The 18,385-nt window shown below is 67.0% G+C and carries 15 protein-coding genes; 10 read left to right on the forward strand and 5 right to left on the reverse strand.

The window, feature by feature from the left end:
• Positions 1-3: 3 nt before the first annotated feature.
• From QP457_RS12485 to QP457_RS12500, 4 genes are all read left to right on the forward strand, one after another.
• Positions 4-219, forward strand: coding sequence for a DUF1656 domain-containing protein (locus tag QP457_RS12485; protein ID WP_205404331.1), 216 nt, complete (start codon positions 4-6; stop codon positions 217-219).
• Complete coding sequence (locus QP457_RS12490; protein WP_205404332.1) at positions 216-1,100, forward strand: biotin/lipoyl-binding protein; 885 nt, start codon at positions 216-218, stop codon at positions 1,098-1,100. Before QP457_RS12485 ends, QP457_RS12490 begins: the two co-directional genes overlap by 4 nt.
• Complete coding sequence (locus QP457_RS12495) at positions 1,097-2,545, forward strand: efflux transporter outer membrane subunit (RefSeq protein ID WP_286040601.1); 1,449 nt, start codon at positions 1,097-1,099, stop codon at positions 2,543-2,545. Before QP457_RS12490 ends, QP457_RS12495 begins: the two co-directional genes overlap by 4 nt.
• Positions 2,546-2,655: 110 nt before the next feature.
• On the forward strand, positions 2,656-2,952 hold the full coding sequence (locus tag QP457_RS12500; protein WP_108266058.1) for a hypothetical protein: 297 nt from the start codon (positions 2,656-2,658) through the stop codon (positions 2,950-2,952).
• Positions 2,953-2,995: 43 nt separating this feature from the next.
• Here QP457_RS12500 and QP457_RS12505 read toward each other — a convergent pair whose 3' ends face one another.
• From QP457_RS12505 to QP457_RS12520, 4 genes are read right to left on the reverse strand one after another with little or no spacing between them, the layout of a single operon-like run.
• A complete protein-coding gene (locus QP457_RS12505) occupies positions 2,996-3,535 on the reverse strand; it encodes a GNAT family N-acetyltransferase (protein ID WP_205404333.1) in 540 nt (179 codons plus the stop codon).
• 13 nt (positions 3,536-3,548) lie between these two features.
• Entirely contained in the window at positions 3,549-4,082 is a 534-nt protein-coding gene (locus QP457_RS12510) for a tail fiber protein (protein WP_100552708.1), read from the reverse strand.
• Positions 4,083-4,119: 37 nt separating this feature from the next.
• A complete protein-coding gene (locus QP457_RS12515) occupies positions 4,120-4,650 on the reverse strand; it encodes a tail fiber protein (RefSeq protein WP_205404334.1) in 531 nt (176 codons plus the stop codon).
• Positions 4,651-4,680: 30 nt separating this feature from the next.
• Positions 4,681-5,205 (reverse strand): tail fiber protein, encoded by a 525-nt coding sequence (locus QP457_RS12520; RefSeq protein ID WP_205404335.1) that lies wholly within the window; start codon positions 5,203-5,205, stop codon positions 4,681-4,683.
• 296 nt (positions 5,206-5,501) lie between these two features.
• Between QP457_RS12520 and QP457_RS12525 the strand changes: the two genes are divergently transcribed.
• Entirely contained in the window at positions 5,502-10,574 is a 5,073-nt protein-coding gene (locus QP457_RS12525; protein ID WP_205404336.1) for a putative Ig domain-containing protein, read from the forward strand.
• A gap of 117 nt (positions 10,575-10,691) precedes the next feature.
• Here the strand turns inward: QP457_RS12525 and QP457_RS12530 are convergent, their stop codons facing one another.
• On the reverse strand, positions 10,692-11,609 hold the full coding sequence (locus tag QP457_RS12530) for a M14 family metallocarboxypeptidase (RefSeq protein WP_205404337.1): 918 nt from the start codon (positions 11,607-11,609) through the stop codon (positions 10,692-10,694).
• Positions 11,610-11,753: 144 nt separating this feature from the next.
• Between QP457_RS12530 and QP457_RS12535 the strand changes: the two genes are divergently transcribed.
• From QP457_RS12535 to QP457_RS12555, 5 genes are all read left to right on the forward strand, one after another.
• Complete coding sequence (locus QP457_RS12535; protein WP_205404338.1) at positions 11,754-12,407, forward strand: DUF3348 family protein; 654 nt, start codon at positions 11,754-11,756, stop codon at positions 12,405-12,407.
• Between the two features lie 10 nt (positions 12,408-12,417).
• Positions 12,418-14,682 carry a DUF802 domain-containing protein gene (locus QP457_RS12540; RefSeq protein WP_205404339.1) on the forward strand — a complete coding sequence of 755 codons (2,265 nt, stop codon included), beginning with the start codon at positions 12,418-12,420 and terminating at the stop codon, positions 14,680-14,682.
• Positions 14,679-15,338: an OmpA family protein gene (locus tag QP457_RS12545; RefSeq protein WP_180167278.1), complete on the forward strand. Its 660-nt coding sequence runs from the start codon at positions 14,679-14,681 to the stop codon at positions 15,336-15,338. Before QP457_RS12540 ends, QP457_RS12545 begins: the two co-directional genes overlap by 4 nt.
• Positions 15,328-15,705: a DUF2894 domain-containing protein gene (locus tag QP457_RS12550; RefSeq protein ID WP_205404340.1), complete on the forward strand. Its 378-nt coding sequence runs from the start codon at positions 15,328-15,330 to the stop codon at positions 15,703-15,705. Before QP457_RS12545 ends, QP457_RS12550 begins: the two co-directional genes overlap by 11 nt.
• Before the next feature lie 374 nt (positions 15,706-16,079).
• A complete protein-coding gene (locus QP457_RS12555) occupies positions 16,080-18,380 on the forward strand; it encodes a TonB-dependent receptor (protein ID WP_205404341.1) in 2,301 nt (766 codons plus the stop codon).
• Positions 18,381-18,385: the final 5 nt, after the last annotated feature.

An 18,385-nucleotide genomic window follows, 5' to 3' on the forward strand; every position in this document is an offset into this window, starting at 1 on the left:
GCGATGTTCTCCGATATCTCCATCGATGGCGTCTTCGTTCCCGGCCTGCTGGCGGTGGCGCTCATCGCGCTGGCCCTGTCGATGATGGCCTCGCGGCTGCTGGCAAGCCTCGGCATGTACCGCCTGTTCGCCTATCGCCCGCTGGTGGGCCTTTCGTTGTTCGTGATCTTGGCAGAGCTGTTGATCCAGCTCGCGCCCCTGTTAGAGAAACTGAAATGAAACACGTGCTGAGTGTCCTTGGCCGCTGGAGCGCAACGCTCTGCCTGTTCGCCGTCGCGGTCATCGCTGCCCTGTCCCTCTGGAACCGATACGAAACGCAGCCCTGGACGCGCGATGGCCGGGTACGCGCGGATGTGATCCGCGTGGCATCGGACATGGGCGGACTGGTGACCCAGGTGCTGGTGCAGGACAACCAGCGGGTGAAAGCCGGGCAGCTGTTGCTGGTGCTGGACCAGCCGCGCTACGCCGCTGCGCTGGAGAGGGCCGATGCCGCTGTGAGCAGCGCGCAGGCCACGCTCACCCTCGCCCGCCGTGAATCGAAACGGGATCTGGCGCTGGGCAACCTGGTCGCCTCGGAGACACGCGAGCGCAATACGGCCAAGGTTGATACCGAAGTTGCCGGTCTGGCGCAGGCCCGCGCGGAGCGGCGGGTGGCACTGTTGAACGTGCAGCGCACCGAAGTGCGCGCCAGCGCCGATGGCACCGTCACCAATCTCGACCTGCACCCGGGTGACTTCCTGCAGCCGGGCGCGCAGGCTCTGGCCCTGATCGACAGCAGCAGCCTGAGGATCGAAGGCTATTTCGAAGAAACCAAGCTCAACTGCATCAACGAGGGCGATGCCGCGGTCGCCCACCTGATGGGCGATGGTCGCGACGTGCGTGGGCATGTGGAGAGCATCGCCGCCGGTATCGCCGACGACCAGCGCTCGAGCACCCACAACCTGCTGCCGTCGGTCGCGTCGACCTATACCTGGGTGCGGCTGGCGCAGCGGATACCCGTCCGCATCCGCCTGGATGACGTTGCACCGGCTACCCGCCTGATTGTCGGCAGAACCGCCAGCGTGACCATCACTCCGCGCGCGCAGGGGGCCTGCAAGTGATCGGCAAAGCATCGCGCACAGGTGTGCTCGCCTGTGCACTGTCGCTGGCGGGCTGCGTGTCCGGCCCCGACTACACACTTCCGGCCAACGCTGTCGCCGCCGCCCCGGCGGCCCGCCGCGCATTCGTATCGGGGCACGAGGCTGCCTACATACAGGCCGAGCCGCCGGACCGCTGGTGGCAGCTGTACGACGATCCACGGCTCGATGCCTACGTCAGCGAAGCGCTGCGGGCCAACACCGACCTGCGCGCGGCCGACGCCAACCTGCGGCGCGCCACGGCGATGGTGCTGCAGGTCCGGGCCGAGGGCTCGGTAGGCACCGACGCCGACGCATCGGCCACGCTGGCCCGCGCCGGGGGATACACCTCGCCCTCCTCGCCACCGCAGGTGTACGCGCTCGGCATCCACCTGTCCTACCCGCTGGATCTGGCCGGTGGCATCCGCCGCGCCATCGAGGCCGCCAGTGCGGATGCAGAGGCCGTCGCTGCAGCGCGCGACCAGGTTCGGGTGGTTGTCGCCGCTACCGTCACCCGCGCGTATGTCGGCATCTGTTCGACCAACCTCACCCTGGCGGCGACGCAGCGTGTGCTCGATACGCAGCGCGCCACGTTGGACGCCACCACCCGCTTGGCCAACGGCGGACGCGGAACCGAATTCGACGTGAGCCGGGCGCGCGCGGCGGTCAACCGCAGCGCCGCGGCGGTGCCGCATCTGGTTGCCGAGCGGCAGGCAGCCCTGTTCGAACTGGCAGCGCTGATGGGCCGACTACCAGCGGACTACCCGCAGGACGTCGCCAACTGCCAACAACCGCCGCGCCTGCAGCAGCTGATTCCTGTCGGCGATGGCAGCCAGCTGATCCAGCGTCGCCCGGATATCCGTGCGGCGGAGCGTAGCCTGGCGGCCGCCACTGCAATGATCGGCGTGGAAACGGCGGCGCTGTATCCACAGGTGAGTATCGGCGCGTCCGCTGGCATGGCAGGTTCATTCAAGAAGCTGCTGGGCAGCGACAGCATCGGCGCGTCCATCGGACCGCTGCTGTCGTGGCGCTGGCCGAACCGCCGCACAACCCACGCACGGATCGACGCTGCCGGAGCCAACGCCGATGCTGCATTGGCATCGTTCGATGGCGCGGTGTTGGACGCGTTGCGGCAGACCGAAACCGCGCTGTCGGCGTATGCACAGGAGATCGATCGCGAGCGCAGCCTTGCCCTGGCCCGCGACGACGCGGCACGTGCGAGCGACCAGGCCGGGCAACTGTACCGGTTCGGCAGGATCGGCTTCCTCGATGTGCTGTCTGCCGAGGCCGCGCTCGCCGATGCAGAATCCGCACTCGCAGCGTCGCGTGCGCAGCGGGTGGACCGTCAGGTAGATCTGTTCCTGGCGCTGGGCGGGGGTTGGGCCGAGGCAGGCAATCGGACACTCGCCTCGGGTCGTACACAGGACTGATGGACCAGCGGTTCACGTGCGGCCAACCATGCCTGCCGGAAACTTCCGCAACACACTTGCATCGAGCGTACCGCGCGGCGACGATGCGGTTCGGTTTAGGGGAACCCTGCATGGAACTGCTGACGCTCGACCATTTCGCCCGCCACGTCGATCAGACCTTCTCGGCGGTCATCAACGACGGCGAGGTTCCGTTTGTGCTTGTGGAGGCGCGAGCGTTGAATCCATCGCAACTGCCGCCGGGCGCGGCGCGTGTGCCGTTTTCGCTGTTGTTCCGCAACGGCTCGGCCTTCCTGTTCCCGCAGCAGATCTATCAGATGCGCCATGCCGACATCGGTGAGGTGGGCATATTCCTGGTGCCGGTCGCGCGTGAGCAGGCCGGATTCCTGTATCAGGCGATCTTCAACTGAGAATGTGAGCCCGCGGCCAGGCTTGCGGCGGCGTGTCGCCGGCTCAGCCCGGTGCCCAACGCAGCAGCAGATGCGAGCCTTGATCGTGGATCAGGGCAAAGCCCGCACGCCGGTACAGGCGCTGCGCAGCGACGTTGTCAGCCTGCACGTGCAGGGTCACGCCGCGACCCAGCGCGGCGGCCTCGCCCTGGCTGTGAGCAATCAGGGCCGCGGCCACACCGTGACCGCGCTCACCGGGAAACAAGCAGATATCGACGATCAGGTGATCCGGCGCACTGCGCTGCAGGTAGTAACGGCCCACCACCACGCCGTGGCGTTCGATGGCCAGGAAATCAGAGTCGCTGTAGTGCGCCTGGTAGTGCTGGTGCTGCAGTGCGAACTGGCTATCCAGAAACGCGCGCTTGCTCGCTTCGGGCCAAGGCACTGCCGCCAGTTCCTCCGCGCGGGTGCTGGCGTACAGTTCGCGCAGCCAGCTCAGGTCATCGTCGCACAGCGGCCGCAAAGCGTACCCGCGCTCGCCAAGGAGCGCGGGGACGGCCAGGCGGTCGTCGCGGCCCGCCGGAAACGAAGTGAGCTGCGACATCGCTTGCATGTTGTCAGCCAAAGCTGGGGAACACCCCCTCCAACGCGATGCAGAAGTTCGTCGCGAGGTAGGGCTGGCGGTTTTCGTGGGGCTGGCCGCCGCCAGACGGACCGATCATTTTGGGACTGAACTGTGCGTTGGCGGTGGCGCTGGGCACGAACGGTGCACCTGAGGTCGGCAGACCCAGGTAGTTGCCCGCGACCGGGGTGCCGGTGCGCTTGGTCTGGTCAGGCTGGTTGTAGATCGTCAGGGAGTGGCTGTGCGACGGCATCTCCACAGTGTTCAACGTCACCGAATTGCTGCCATAGGCCTCGCCGATGGTGTGCGGGGTCAGGCCAGGGCCCTGGCCCTGTTCGGTAGCCGCGCGGTTGACGAAGTTGGGCAGCTGGAAATTCGTTCGTCCGTCGCCACCATACTGGGTGCCCAGCAGCGAAAACAGAGCAGTGTTCTGCTGGATCGGCAGGGTGACGCCGTTGCAGCTTGCCCAGCCACGCGGCGGGAAGTTGAAGCCGAAGATCTGGATTTCGCCGATGAAGGGTTCGGTCATGGTCGTGTCCTGGAAGCGGGTATGCGCGGGTGACGACTCAGCTCTGCGACGGGAAGATGCCCGCCCACGCGATGCAGAACTGCACCGTGAGCGTAGGCATCTGGTTGTCGTGCGGCTGGTTGCCACCCATGCTGACAACTGCATTGGGCGACATGACCGCAGCATTGGCGCCGGTGATATCGGTGACATACATGGTCTCGCCCGACAGCGCCGCCGGCAGCACGGTAGCGCCAACCGCACCGGTGGTTGCCAAGGCCGTGGTGGCCATCAGCGACGGGGTATGCTGGGGCAACTGCGTCTGCAGCAGGGTGACACTTTCGCTGCCCGCCTTCTGCCCCATTACGTAGGCGCTCAATCCCGGACCGCGGCCTTGATGGATCGGCACGCAGCCGCGCAGGTCGGGCACACCAAAAGTGGTGGCGCCGTTACCGCCGTACGTGGTGCCGATCAAGGTGTACAGCACTTCGTACTCGGCGATCGATTGAAGCGAACCGTCGCATGCGAACCAGCCGTTGGGCACGCGCGCAAAACCGAACATCCGGATTTCTCCGATGTAAGGGGTGCTCATGGGGAACTCCTGTAATGGGCTTCGGAAGAATCAGTTGCGCGACGGGAAAATGCCGTTCAGTGCGATCACGAAATTGATCACGGTGTAGGGCTGCAGGTTCGCGTGCGGCTGGTTGCCACCGCCCGGCCCCACGCCATTCAGCGGAACCAGGGTGCCGTTGGCAGGTCCGAAGATTGCACTGCCGCTGGTGCCATACAGGCCGCCGGTAGGATTGCGCGCCGTACCTGCAGTGGTGGTGCCATTGACCACCGGGCTGTGGGCCGGAACCTGGGTGGGCAGCAGGGTAACGCTCTCCACGCCGCCCACTTCCCCTTGGATGTAAGGCGCAGGATTCCAGCCCCCATCCGCCGAAGGACCGGCGCCCACCGGGGTACGCGATTGCAGATTGGGCAAGGCGAACGTGGTTCTGCCGTCACCGCCGTACATGGTCCCCAGCAGAGAAAACAGCGCCTGATTCTGGGCAATGGAAAGCAACTGTCCGTTGCAAACGGCAAATCCCTTGGGCGCGAACGCGAACCCCGTGAGCATTATCTGCCCGAGGAATACCTGGGTCATACCTTTTCCCCCGAAAGGTTGGTGGCACGGACGTCATGTCCGCTGCCGCCGCTACTCTCGCTCACTCTCCACACGCCGTACAAGCGAAATCTTTGTGCGAATGCAATATTAACCATTCATGAATATATAGGCACTTTCTTTTTCACGCTGAATCCTGCTTGAATGATTGGCAGCAGTTCGCAAGGGGTGCGGTACCGGGTCCAGCCCGGTGTCCGCGGACAGGGGTAAGGTCTCGCCGTTCTGGCTCTATGTCCCTGGGGACGGTCGAGCCCGTGCGGTGCCAACAGGGGCAGAACATGCATCAGTCATCAGCGCAACGCGTGGAGACGCCGCGTGCGCGTTCGCACGCTTTCTTTTCATCGTTCTGCTCCTGGTTCGTCGTCGCGCTGTTGTGCGCGGGCAGCCTGTGGCCGCAGTTGGCGACGGCAGCCTCATCGACGTTCTGCCCGACGCTGAGCATGTCGGTGGCCAACGGTGGCTCGCAGACAATCGACATCAACCACTGTCACGGCGGCTTTGGTATCGCCGCAGGCACGGCAGCAACTCCGCACGGCAGCCGCACGGTAGGTTTGCAGTCGGGTGCCAACCTGCCGCTGACCTACACCCACAACGGCGACAGTGCCTCCACCGATACCTTCGTCATCCAGGACGACTTCGGCGGTGACATCACTGTCACCGTAACGATCGCTCCGGCGTCGGCCATCACCCTAGTCGCCACGCCCGCGGTCAACCTGACGGTGGGCGTGCCTTTCAGTACCAGCCTCAGTGCAAGTGGTGGCACCGGCCCCTATACCTACAGCCTGGACAGCGGCTCCATTCCGCCGGGGCTGAGCCTGAGCGGAAACACCATCAGCGGTACCCCGACCCAGCGCGGCGCCTACGCCTTCACCATCCGCGCCACCGACAGCGCCTCTGCCAGCGGCGTGCGCAGCTTCAGTGGTTCGGCAGCCAACCCGACCCTTACCATCGCGCCGGCGACGCCCTCTGCGGCGCAGGGCCTTGCCTACTCGGTGACCTTCACTGCCAGCGGTGGCGTGCCCGGCTACACGTTCGCGTATGAAAACGGCACCCTGCCGCCCGGCCTGAGCCTGAGCGGCGCGACCCTGAGCGGCACGCCCACCACCCAGGGCAGCTATACCTTCGGCATCCGCGTCACTGACAGCAGCACCGGCACCGGCAGCTATGCCGAGGTCAAATCCGTGACCCTGCAGGTGCTTGCGCCGCCGACCATCTCGATCAGCCCGGCCACCATTCCGGGCGCAACCGTCGCCGTGGCCTACAGCCAGACCCTCAGCGCCAGCGGCGGCACTGCGCCGTATGGCTTCGCCATCACCGCAGGTGCCCTGCCCGCAGGGCTGAGCCTCAACACCAGCACCGGCGCACTGACCGGTACGCCGTCCGCCGCCGGCGCCTTCAACTTCACCGTGACCGCGACTGACGCCAACAGCTTCACCGGAAGCCGCGCCTACACCCTGGTGGTGGCACCGCCGGTGATCGTGATCGCGCCGACCACGCTGCCCAATGGCACCGTCGCGGTGGCTTACAACCAGACTGTCAGTGCCAGCGGCGGCATCGCGACGTACGGCTATGCGATCACCGCAGGCGCATTGCCAGCAGGCTTGTCGCTCAATGGCAGCAGCGGCGTCATCAGTGGTACACCGACTGCCGGTGGCACCTTCAACTTCACCGTGACCGCCACCGGCAGCAGCACCGGCACGGGTGCGCCGCACACCGGCTCCCGGGCCTATGCGCTGGTGATTGCTCCGCCGACCGTCACTCTGCCGGCAACTACCCTGGCCAACGGCACCCAGGGTGTGGCCTATAGCGCCATGTTGAACCCGGCCAGCGGCGGCGCGGGGGCGTACAGCTATGCAGTGACCGCCGGGGCGCTGCCACCGGGCGTCGCGCTGAACGCTTCCTCGGGTGCGCTGACAGGCACGCCGACGGCAGCGGGCATCTTCAATTTCGCGGTAACCGCCACCGACAGCAGCACCGGCAGCGGGCCCTACAGCTCGGCGCCACGTGGCTATTCGCTGCAGATCCTCAACAGCCCGCCGGTGGCCAACCCGGTGTCGGCGAGCGTGGCCTACAACAGCAGCGCCAATCCGATCACACTGAACATCACTGGCGGCGTGCCGACCTCGGTGGCCATCGGCACTGCGGCGGCTCACGGCAGTGCCATCGCCAGCGGCACCACCGTCACCTACCAGCCCACCGCGGGTTACGCGGGCCCGGACAGCTTTACCTACACCGCAACAAACAGCGCCGGCACCTCGGCGCCCGCAACGGTCAGCATCACGGTCGGCAACCCGACCATCACCGTGACTGCGGGCGGCCCGATGAGCGCGCAGGTCGGCGCCAGCTACAGCCAGACCTTCACCTGGAATGGTGGCACCGCACCCTACGGCAGCTTCGCTGTCACCGGCCTGCCGGCGGGCGTGAGCATCAGCGGCACCACCGCCAACAGCGTGACCGTAAGCGGCACGGTGACCGCGGCCGGCAGCTTCAACCTCGTTGCCACTGCCACCGACAGCAGTACCGGCAACGGGCCGTTCACGACCGGCCAGAGCTTCACGCTGACCGTTGGCGCGCCGACCCTGGGCATGACCCCGGCGCCGGGCAACCTGCCGATGAACTACGGCGTGGCCACCACCATCAATTTCGCCAGCAGCGGCGGCATCGCGCCGTACAGCTACGCACTGGTCGCCGGCTCGCTGCCGGTGGGGGTCACCCTGACGTCGGCCGGTGTGCTCAGCGGTACGCCGACCGTCCCGGGCAACTACAACATCGCCGTGCGCACCACCGACTCCAGCACCGGCGCGGGAGCGCCGTTCTCGCTGCAGCAGAACTACACCATCGTGGTCGCCACGCCGGCAATCGCCATCGATCCGCCCAGCCTGCCCAACGGCAGCGTAGGGGTGGCCTACAACGCGCAGTTGAGTTCCAGCGGCGGCGTTGCGCCATACAGCTACGCGCTGCTCAGTGGTGCGCTGCCGATCGGCATGTCCTTCACCTCCGCCGGCGCACTGACGGGCATCCCCCGATCGGATGGCAACTTCAGCATCACGGTGCGCTCCACCGATTCCAACGGCCAGACCGCCAGCCGCGTGTACACCTTCACGATCACTCCGGCGACCGTGGTACTGACACCCGCCACCCTGCCCAGCGGCACGGTGGGCACGGCCTATTCGCAGAGCCTGAGCAGCAGCGGTGGCATCGCGCCGTATACCTATGCGATCGCCTCCGGTGCCCTGCCCCCCGGCATTTCCTTCAGTTCGGCGGGTGTGTTCAGCGGTACGCCGACCACGGCCGGCAGCTATACCGCAGTGGTGCGTTCCACCGACGACGCCGGCTACAACGCCACCCAGAGCTACAGCATCGTCATCGCCGACGCGGTGCCGGTGGCAGTGGATGACAGCGCCACCACGCCATCGCAGCAACCGGTGACGATTCCGGTAACGGCGAACGACGGCGGAGTGATCACCTCGATCGCCGTGGCAGGCGCGCCGGCACATGGCACCGCCACCGTCAGCGGCGTGACGGTTGTCTACACGCCAACGGGCACCTACTTCGGCGCGGACAGCTTCACCTACACCGCCACCGGCCCAGGCGGCACCTCGGCCCCGGCCACGGTGTCGATCACCGTCAACGCGCTGCCGGTGCCTGCGGGGCAGCCGCGCGCGGCTGTCGCCACCGTGGCAGGACAGCCGGTGACCATCGACACCACGGTGGGTGCCACCGGCGGTCCGTTCACCGGTGTGACCCTGGTGACGCAGCCGGCCACCGGCACCACGACGGTGACCGGTACCAACATCACCTACACGCCGCTGGTCACCGCCTCGGGCACCGCGAGCATCGTCTACACATTGAACAACGCCTATGGCGCTTCGGCTCCGATCACCACTACGATCACCATCAATCAGGTGCCTGTGGCGGTCTCGCGTCGGGTCAGTGCAAATGCGGGTGTTGCGGCGGTGGTCGAGCTGACGACCGACGCCACCGGAGGCCCGTTCACCGCAGCCACCCTGGTGTCGCTGTCACCGGCCACTGCCGGCACTGCCACCATCGCACCTTCCGGTAGCGGCGCCAGCGCGGGCTATCGCCTGACCTTCATCCCGGCGGCTACGTTCGCCGGTACCGCCACGGCCACCTTCACGTTGGCAAACGCATTCGCGACCTCGGCGCCGGCGACCATCGACTTTGATGTAATCGGCCGACCGGACCCGACCCTGGACGCGGAAGTGATGGGCCTGCTGGGTGCGCAGACCGCTTCCACCCGTCGCTTCGCCACTGCGCAGATCGGCAACTTCCAGCGCCGCATGGAAGGCCTGCATGGTGCTGGCAGAGGGGAGCGCTTCGAGAACGGGCTGAGTTTCAGCGTCGACCGCGATCGTCGCTGCCAGGATGAGGTGCGACGCATGCCCGGCGGCGATTGCCGCCAGGTCACCGCGCTGGACGAATCTGTTCTGAGGGACGACGTTGCTGTCGCGCCCGTCGGCGGGGATCGCGGCAAACGTAGCAGCGCTGGCGATAACGGCGCCCTGACCCTGTGGACCGGCGGTTCGATCAACAGCGGTGATCGCGATGGTCGCTCGGGCAGCGCCGGCTTCGACTTCCAGACCAGCGGCATCAGTGCTGGTGCCGATACCCGCGTGAACCAGTCGTTCGCCTTCGGCGCCGGTATCGGCTACGGCCGCGACACTACCGACGTCGGTCACAACGACACCCGCAGCCACGGCGAGAGCTACACCCTGGCTGCGTACGCCAGCTATCACCCGGGCCAGTACTTCTTCGTTGATGGCCTGCTGGGTTATCAGTTGCTGTCGTTCGATTCGCGCCGCTACGTGACTGCCAATGGCGCGATGGTGCAAGGTGACCGCGACGGCAAGCAGTGGTTCGCCTCGCTGTCGGTCGGTGGCGACTACCAGCGCGACCGGTTGTCGGTGAGCCCGTACGCGCGCCTGGATCTGGCCCGCGCCACATTGAACGGCTATACCGAACGCGGCGACGCCATCTACGCCCTGCGCTACGAGGACCAGGATGTGGATACCACCACCGCCAGTCTGGGCGTGCACATGGACTATCGCTTCCCGGTCCGCTTCGGCACGCTGTCGCCACAGGTGCGGTTCGAGTACCAGCACGACTTCCAGGATGCCAGCTCGGTGACGATGGGCTACGCCGATCTGCCGGGCGGTCCGTTCTACCGCGGCGAAATCGACGGGCTCAAGCGCAACCGGTTCGTGTTCGGTCTGGGTGCGGTGCTGCAGACCGAGCGCGACCTCAGCCTGCGGATCGAGTACCGCGGCCTGTTCGGCAGCAGCGAAGACACCGACCACGGTGTGCAGCTGAACCTGGAAAAGAAGTATTGATCACGTGGGGCGCGGCGACGCGCCCCACCCTCCCGCCGGTCGTGCATGTCGAAGGCACCGGCTGATCCTGCCGCCGATCAAGCCGGCCGGGCGTGGCCCGGCGCTACGGCACAGCCATCAATTGGCCAGGGCGAAATCCAACCCCGCACACACCGCCGCCCCTTGGGCGTCGTTGCATTCCTGCGGGTTGGTGCGCGGGCTGTCCGGGTACACCTCAGTGGTGGTGGCATACAGCGCATCGGTGAAGCCGGCACATGCACCGATGGAACGCGACTCGCCCCACACCACGCCCGGCGACTGCAGCGGCATGCCCACCAGATTGCCTTCGGCGTCGGCCGGGGCAATGTGGGTGATCGGGGCCACGGCGGCGATCAGTGCCTTCTGGAATTCGTGCTGCGGGTCTTCGCTGTTGCCGATCACATAGAAGCCATCGGGAATGGTGTCGCGCTCGAACGGCTTGCCGTCGCGGGCGCAACGAGCCGGGTCGAACTCGTGCAGGTCACTGTCGGTGGTCTCGTGCAGGTCCAGGTGGACGCGGATGTTGGCCTTGCGTTCGGCCACCCAGCGCATCAGCGAGGCGGCTTCCTCGATCAGGCCGCCGTCACGGAAACTACGGTTGGGGTCGATGGCATTGGGATTCCAGCGCTGGATGCGCTCGTAGCCCCACGGGCTCACGCACGGGGCGACGATCAGGTTGAAGCGGCCCAGGTAACGCTCGGCGTGCTGTTCCAGGAACTGCAGGGCGCCATGCACGCCGCTGGTTTCATAGCCATGCACGCCGCCGGTGACCAGCGCGGTGGGCAGAGCCGGGTTCCAGTCGTGGTTCACCACCGCAAACAGCGGGTAGTGGTCCGGGGCGTAGTCCAGCTGGCCGTACTGGACCACGTCGAAGCGCTCGTCCAGCCGTTCCAGCGCGGTCACCACGTCTTCATGGTAGCTGCGCTGCCGCTGCTGGCGGGCCCGCCACTGCGCGCGTTCGGCGTCGCCCCAGGGCTGTCCGGGGGTGCCGATCGGGTAGAACTGCGCAACGGTCATCTCAAGCTCCAGAAGTCGGGGTGCGGTGGTACAGCCGACCATTTTAAGCCCTGTGGCCCGATCGTTGCTGCCCCTCCGCCCCGCCTTCATACGGCCGGCTTCATCTGGTTGTAAAATCAACGGTTTTTGGCCCCCACCCCCTTGATGGCGAACGCAGCGCAGCCGGTCCTGGGTGGACCGGACTTCCTCCGTCTGCTCGCCCGTCTCAGCGACGGCGCGATGCCGGCCTCCAGTCCCGCCCTGACCGATCGCCTCGGCCAGTGGGTGGACTGGAGCCGTGCCGTGGCCCTTGCTGGGGCGCTGGATGGCCGCCTGGCTGAACCGGCCGAGGCCGCCGAAGCGCTGGATGATCTGCTGGCCGACTGCGCCCAGGCCGAAGCGAGCCTGTTGGCCTCGCTGAGCGAGGATGCCGAGGCCGAGCGCCTGCTGGACCTGGCCGAGGCCGCTGCGGCACCCAACTTCGCTTCGCTGCGGCAGCGCTACCGCGTGCTGCAGCAGGCCATCCAGACCGCCACCGGCCGCCTGCGCGGCCGCCTGCGTGACCAGCTGGTGCTGGCATCACCGGAGCTGGCGCGGCTGGCCGAGATCGATGCGGTGATGGAACAGACCTTGAGCCCGCGCGAGCACAGCCTGCTCGCCACCGCCCCAGCAGTGCTGGGTGCCCGATTCGAACGCGTACACGGCCAGCCCGGCTGGCGCGCGTCCTTCCGCCACGACATGCGCACGCTGCTGCTCGCCGAGCTGCAACTGCGCTTCCACCCGATCCAGGGGCTGCTTGCCGCCCTGCGCTCACACTGACCGGAACACCATGTCCAGAACTGTTTTCCACGTCCTTGTCTTCCTTGCTGGCCTGCTGGCCGTGTGCTGGATCGGTGTCGGCTATGTCTCGGTTCACCCGCTGGGTGCGGCCGTGGCCGCGATCATTGCGGCCTGCTACATCGCCGGTGGCGTGGAGCTGTACCGCTACCGGCAGGCCAGCAATGGCCTGCGCGCCGCGCTGAATGACGTTTCGCTGGCCAAGGACAGCCTGGCGCCGTGGCTGGAGCGTGTGCCGCTGAGCCTGCGCAACGCCGTGCGACTGCGCGTGGAAGGCGAGCGCACCGCCCTGCCCTCGCCGGTGCTGACCCCCTATCTGGTGGGCCTGCTGGTGCTGCTGGGCATGCTCGGCACGCTGCTGGGCATGATGGACACCCTGCGCGGCACGGGCCTGGCCCTGCAGAGCGCTACCGACATGGCCGCCATCCGCGGCTCGCTGGCCTCGCCAGTGCAGGGCCTGGCGGTGGCGTTCGGCACGTCCATCGCCGGTGTCGCCAGTTCGGCCATGCTGGGCCTGTTGTCGGCGCTGCTGCGCCGCGACCGCCTGCAGGTGGTGCAGCAGCTGGACCGCGCCATCGCCACTGACCTGCATCCGTATTCGCAAGCCTGGCAGCGCGCCGAGTCGCTGCGCCTGCTGCAGTCGCAGTCCGCTGCGCTGCCTGCGCTGGTCGATCGCCTGCAGGCGATGACCAGCACCTTCGAACAGCACAGCGCGGCCGCCAATGAGCGCCTGCTGGCCGGCCAGGCCGAATTCCTGGCGCAGAGCCAGGCGTTGCAGGAACGCCTGGCCACCTCGCTGCAGCAGTCGCTGCGCGAAGGCGCCGAAGCCAGTGCCGCCGCCATCGGGGGCGCGCTGCAGCCGATGGCCGAAGCCACGCTGGCCGGTCTGGCCAGCCACGGCCAGGCGCTGCATTCGCGCGTCGAACACGCGGTGCAGCAGCAGTTGAACGGCCTCACTGAAGGCTTCGAGCGCAGCCGTGTGGCCACCGAGGCCAGCTGGGCCAACGTCGTGGCCGAGCAGACTGGCGCGCAGCAGGCACTGGTTTCTGAACTACGCCAGCATCTGCAGGCCTTCAGCGAAGGCCAGAGCGCGCAGAGTGAAGCGCTGGTGGTGCGCATCGGCGAGCGCCTGCAGGCCGACGCCAGCGGCAACGCCGACGCCTGGCGTGCCGCTGCCGAACAGCAGCATGCATTGAACAATGAACTGGTCGAGCGTCAGCAGCAGGCACTGCAACGTGCCAGCAGCCACCTGGACGAACGTGCGCAGGCGCTGCTGCAGGCGCTGGATGAGCGCCACGCCGCCGGCCAGTCGCTGCTGCAGGACCACGAACAACAGCGCCTGCAGGACTGGCAGGCTGCACAGGCCGCCACCGCCACGGCGCACGCCGAACTGCAGGCGGGCCTGGATGCACGCGAACAGCAGCGTCAGGCACGCTGGGACGCGGTGAGTACCGAGCTGCAGCAGGCGCATGCCGCGTTGCAGGCCCAGCTGGTGGCCGCGGACGAACAGCGCCTGCAGCGCTGGAGCGACGCACTGCAGAACGTTTCGACCGACCTTGCCGCGCGCCTGCAGGCCGATGGCGAACGCTTGTCCACGCAGCAGCAGCAGGTGTGCGACACGCTGGCGCAGACCGCGCAGCAGATCGGCGAGAACGGCCGCGCACAGGCCAGCGCCACGCTGGCCGAAGTCTCCACCCTGCTGCAGACCGCGGCCGAGGCGCCGAAGGCCGCCGCCGAGGTCATCAACGAACTGCGCAGCACCCTGTCCGAAAGCCTGGTGCGCGACAACGCGATGCTGGAGGAGCGTGGCCACCTGCTGGCCACCGTGCAGACCCTGCTGGAGGCGATCAACCACGCCTCGCACGAGCAGCGCACGGCCGTGGACGCGCTGGTCGGTGGTTCGGCTGAACTGCTGGAACGCGTCGGCAACCGCTTCACCGACCACATCACGGCCGAGACCGGCAAGCTCGATGGCATCGCCACCCTGCTCAGCGGCAGTGCCGGCGAGGTGGGCCAGCTGGCCGGCACCTTCGGGTCTGCGGTCGAACAGTTCGGCACCGCCTCGGCGGAGCTGTCGGGACGCCTGGAACAGATCGGTGGCGCACTGGATGCCTCGCTCGCGCGTAGCGATGAGCAGCTGGCGTACTACGTGGCGCAGGCGCGCGAGGTGGTCGACCTCAGCCTGCTGTCGCAGAAGCAGGTGATGGAAGAACTGCAGCAGCTGGCCGCGCGCCGCGGCAAGGCCGGCAGCGCATGAGCGACGAGCTGGAGGTCGATGGCGGCTCGCACGCCCCGATCTGGGCGGCATTCGGCGATCTGATGTCGGTGCTGCTGGGTGCGTTCGTGCTGATCCTGGTCGGCGTGGTTGCCGTGCAGCTGGAGCTGTCGCAGCGGCTGGACCAGGAGGTCAAGCAACGCCAGGCCGAGGCCAAGCGCCTGCAGACCCTGGAACAGGCGCTGGCCGGCCCGCTTGCCGCCGGCCGCGTGACGCTGGTGGACGGTCGCATCGGCATCAGCGGCAACGTGCTGTTCGCGCTGAACTCCGATCAGCTGCAGCCGGAGGGCCAGGAGCTGCTGCGCAGCCTTGCCGGGCCGCTGGCGGCGTACCTGGGTTCGCGCGAAGAAATCCTGATGGTCAGCGGCTTCACCGATGACGCGCCGGTACGCCAAGGCAACCGCCGCTTCGCCGACAACTGGGAGTTGTCGGCGCAGCGCTCTCTGACGGTGACCCGGACGCTGATCGCCGACGGTGTACCGGCCGATGCGGTGTTCGCCGCTGCGTTCGGCAGCGAGCAGCCGGTCAGTTCCAATGCCAGCGAAGATGGCCGCGCGCGCAACCGCCGCGTGGAGATCGCGCCGATTCCCAAGCCCAAGGCGGCTGCACCGGGTGAAAAGAGCGGCGATGGCAGCTGAGTCCTCGCCATTGGATGGACTGCGTGCGCTGGTGCGCGAACTGGATGCCGGCTCGCGTGCACTTGCGCACTATCCGCAGGTGCCGATGCTGGAAGAGGTGCGCCGAGAGTGGTCCGAACTGCGCAGCGAGCTGCAGGTGCGCCGCTCGCTGCGCACCGAGGCCCCTGCCGACGGCGGCCCGCTGAACTCGGCAGTGCTGGTGCAGCGCATGCTGGACACGATGCAGGCAACCAGCCCCGGGTATCTGCGCCACTTCATCGACTACGTCGATACGCTGTCGTGGCTGCAGGCGTTGCAGGATGGTGCAGCCAGCGTTGCGGATACCGCAAAGCCGAAACGCACACGCAAGCCACGCAAGGCGGATTGAGCGCGCGTTGACGCCGACCTCGATCGGCACTTCTGGACACGGCAATCTCGATCCGCGCTTCTGGTAGATGCCAACCTTGGTTGGCGCTCCACAAACCGGGTAGCGCAGCGTCCATTCGACGCTGCGCATGCCAACCTAGGTTGGCATCTACCACAGCAGTGCGCCGGTCGATCCAACGTTCAAAGCAGTGCCGCCACCCGGCCCAGTCGCAAGCACAGATGACGATGTCACCAGACAGTCATCTGTCTAGCGCACCATTTTCACGTTGATCGAACGGCGCCTCCGGCGTCTGTGATCGCATCGCGTGTTTCCCCTTTCATCTGCCTGAGCTCCGTTTCCACGCGGCGGCTCGCGCCTGCCTGAGTGCCTGCTCCATGACCAAGACCCTGTTGGCTGCTGCGTTGTCCCTTGCCCTTGCGCCGATCGCATGGGCGCAGCAGGCGCCGTCGGCCACCGACCTCGATGCGGTCTCAGTCATCGGCAGTGGCGAGGCGCGCCAGGTGCAGCGCATCACCCGCGAGAAACTGGACATCCTGCCGCCTGGCACCAGCCTGCAGAAGACCCTGAACCTGCTGCCCGGCGTCAACGCGCAGTCGGCCGACGCGCTGGGTACCAACGAACAGTCGATGACCCTCAGCCTTCGCGGCTTCAACGCCACTCGGCTGGGTTACACGCTGGACGGCGTGCCGCTGGGCGACGGTGCGTACAACAACTACAACGGCCTGACCATCAACCGTGCGTTGATCAGCGAGAACATGGCAGGCGCCGAACTCGCGGTGGGCATCGGCAGCCTGGGCACGCCGTCCACCAGCAACCTCGGCGGCACCATCTCCTATACCTCCGACCGGCCGGCGCAGGAACTGGGCGGCCGCGTGGTGCAGACCTTTGGCAGCGATGCCAACCGCCGCACCTTCGTGCGCGTGGACAGCGGCGAGTACAACGGATTCTCCGGCTACGTGTCGGGCATGAACGCGGTCTCGGACCTCTGGAACGACCAGACCGCGTACAACACATCCACCACCAGGCAGTTCAACGCCAAGGGCGTGTGGAACTTCGGCAGCGGCCAGATCACCGGCTTCGTCGACACCTCGCGCACCAGCCAGGCCGACTACTTCTACCTGTCCAAGGACGAGATGTCCCGCGGCCTGGGCTGGGACTGGGGCGGCTACGCACCGGACTGGAACAAGGCCGTGGCCAAGGCCTACTGCAACACCGCCAGCCTCAACGCGAAGAAGTGCGACAACAGCGGTCCGGACAGGGACGCCGACGGCGCCTTCACTGCCGGGCAGATCCTGCGCGATGACAACCTGTACTACCTGGCCGGCGACTTCTTCCTCGCCGACGGCTTCACCCTGCGGGCGCTGGGCTACCACCACGACGACCGTGGCGAGGGCCACAACTGGAACAGCGGTGCCTGGTCGAACAAGGGCACGGCGCAGGAAATTCCGATCATCTTCCGCAACACCATCTACACCATCGACCGCGATGGCGGCACGCTGTCGTTCGACTGGGAGCTGGGGGCGCACCGCATCGAAGGCGGCGTCTGGTACGAACGCAACACCAGCAGCGCCGAACGCTACCAGACTGCGGTGGACGGCCCCCGCGACCTCAGCGGCATGAACACCCTGCCCTCGGATGTGGGTGTGTTCGCCCAGCGTACCCGTTGGAAGACCCACCAGTTCTTCCTGAAGGACACCTGGCGCCTGCTTGACGATCGTTTGACCCTGGAGTTCGGCGCCAAGAGCCCGCATGCCACCTCCGACGCGCAGGCACTGCCCGGCGATGCGAAGACACCGATCTCGCCGAGCTCGAACAACCAGTTCGCCACCGGTTCGCTGAAGGCCAGCAAGAACTTCCTGCCAAGCGTTGGCGCCAACTTCCGCCTCAGCGAGCATCACGAAGTGTTCGCCAGCTACGCCGAGAACATCGCCATGTTCCAGGGCGGCTTCAAGCTGGGCCCACAGGCGGTCAGCCAGGCCACCTGGAACGCGCAGGGCAACCTGGAACCGGAAGAATCGCGCTCTCTGGAAGCGGGCTACCGCTTCGTCACCGACACCCTGCAGGCATCGGTCGCTGCCTACAGCGTGCGCTTCGACAACCGCCTGCTGCAGTACAACCCCTGCGACTCGCGGCAGGCGGTCGGACCGACCTGCGGCAACCGCTTCTACAACGTCGGCGGCGTCGACAGCCGCGGTGCCGAACTGACCGTGCTGTGGACACCGAACGAGCACTTCAGCTGGTACACCTCGGCATCGCTGAACCGCTCGACGTATGCCTCCAACTACGTCCAGGCTGGCGTCGAGCAGCAGATCAAGGGCAAGATCCAGACCGACACGCCCAAGCAGCTGCTGGCCACCGAGATCACCTGGCGCGACAACGGCTGGTTCGCCAGCCTGCGCGGCAAGTACACCGGCGAACGCTTCTACACCTATACCAATGACCAGGGCTTCGGCGGCTTCACCGTGTTCGACCTGGCCGGTGGCTACGATTTCGGCCAGGTCGGCTTCGCCAAGGGCATGCGCCTGTCGCTGAACGTCACCAACCTGGGCGACAAGCGCTACGCCAGCAACCTGGATTCGAGCGTATTCGCACCCAGCGACCCGTCGGGCAAGTTGTATGTGTTCCATGCGTCGGCACCGCGCCAGGTGTTCGGTACCATCGACGTCCGCTTCTGATCGCC

Origin of the sequence: Stenotrophomonas sp. As-7 (genome assembly GCF_030291015.1) — a bacterium.
In the GTDB taxonomy this organism is placed as follows: Bacteria; Pseudomonadota; Gammaproteobacteria; order Xanthomonadales; family Xanthomonadaceae; genus Stenotrophomonas; species Stenotrophomonas lactitubi.